This is a genomic window from Curvibacter fontanus (genome assembly GCF_054780335.1).
The window spans coordinates 1-1,285 of sequence record NZ_BAAGWN010000027.1; the positions used below are offsets into that span (position 1 = coordinate 1).

Annotated in this window: 1 protein-coding gene; it reads right to left on the minus strand. The window is 64.1% G+C overall.

What is annotated here, in order from left to right; all coding sequences use genetic code 11:
- Positions 1-57: 57 nt before the first annotated feature.
- The gene (locus ACYVH8_RS12760) at positions 58-1,203 is read right to left on the minus strand and encodes an IS481 family transposase (RefSeq protein ID WP_460489194.1); all 1,146 of its coding nucleotides are present in this window, start codon (positions 1,201-1,203) and stop codon (positions 58-60) included.
- Positions 1,204-1,285 lie beyond the last annotated feature (82 nt).

Below are 1,285 nucleotides of genomic sequence, written 5' to 3' on the forward strand. Positions count from 1 at the left end.
TGTATAGACCGGGGACATGGGTAACGGGTGTGCCAGGACATGGGTAACACCTTCGACTCAAGTATCAGCGCGCAGCGCATGCAGGTCGATCTGCATGAAGCGCTGATGGCAGAAGTACACATCATGCACCCCGTCTCGCTCGGGATGAGGCCGAATGCCGACCGGCAACCGATGCAACGCCGTTGACATTCTCAGCTTGTGGCCCTGGAAGTGAATGAAGCCATTCCAGCCCACCGTGATCACGGTATCGGTGCTCGGGTATTCGATGTCCTTGAGTTTCTCAGGATAGCTCAAGGCGCTCACCCGGTAGTGCTCGGCAGGCACCGTCATCTGTAGCGCCTCGTGCGGCCGCTCGCAGTTGTAGGTCTGGCGCCAGGTGTCGAATGCGCACTGCACTGAGGCGTGATCCTTGAAGTTCTGGCCCGCGATCACTTCCACGTCCAGCGAGCGATGGAAACGCTCCAATTTACCGTTGGTCTGTGGGTGATACGGCGCGCTGAAGCTCACACGCACGCCCAGCCGGATCAACCAGATCGCCAGCTCACTCAGGCTGCGCCCGCCCGCGCTGGGGCTGCCCCAGGGCGCGCCGTTGTCGGCGTTGATGCGTAGTGGCAGCCCATAGCGACGAAACGCCTGGGTGAGCTGGGCTTGCACGGGGGCGGTGTCGGTACGCGATAGCGCGCCAAGCAGCAGACTGAAGCGCGAGTGGTCATCCAGCAGCGTGAGCCCATGGCAGCGCCCGGCCAGCGTGGCGAAGTGCCCCTTGAAGTCGATCTGCCACAGGCTGTTGGGTGTGTCGTGCTCGAAGCGCTGCCAAGGCTGGGCAGCGCGGCTGGCTTCGGGCGTGATGAGACCGTGGCGATGCAGGATGTGGGTGACGGTGCTGGGCGCGAGTTGGGCCTGACCGAGGTCGGCCAGACGCCGAGCAATCTTGCGTCCGCCCCAGGCCGGGTGCTCACGGCGCAAGGCCAGCACCGCTTGCTCGGTGGTCTCGGGGCTGCGCGCGGGCGAGGAGTGCGGACGGCGGCTGCGGTCCATCAGAGTAGCCTGCGGCCCGTCGCCGGCTCGCGCCAACCACTTGTAGCCCGTCTTGGGGCTGATGCCGAAGTGCCGGCACAGCGCTCGCTTGTTCGCACCATCCTGGCTGGCCAGCCGGACGAATTCTTGACGCAGGGACACGGTGCTCTTCTCCATCCAGACCATGGGCTTCCTCCAAGGGCTTGCAACCCTTGAAAGCGTTACCCATGTCCTGGCACACCCGTTACCCATGTCCCCGGTCTATACA

What these genes read in the sequence shown, in the direction of transcription:
- ACYVH8_RS12760 (WP_460489194.1), bottom strand. Translation starts at nt 1,203, where the DNA reads ATGGTCTGGATGGAGAAGAGCACCGTGTCCCTGCGTCAAGAATTCGTC.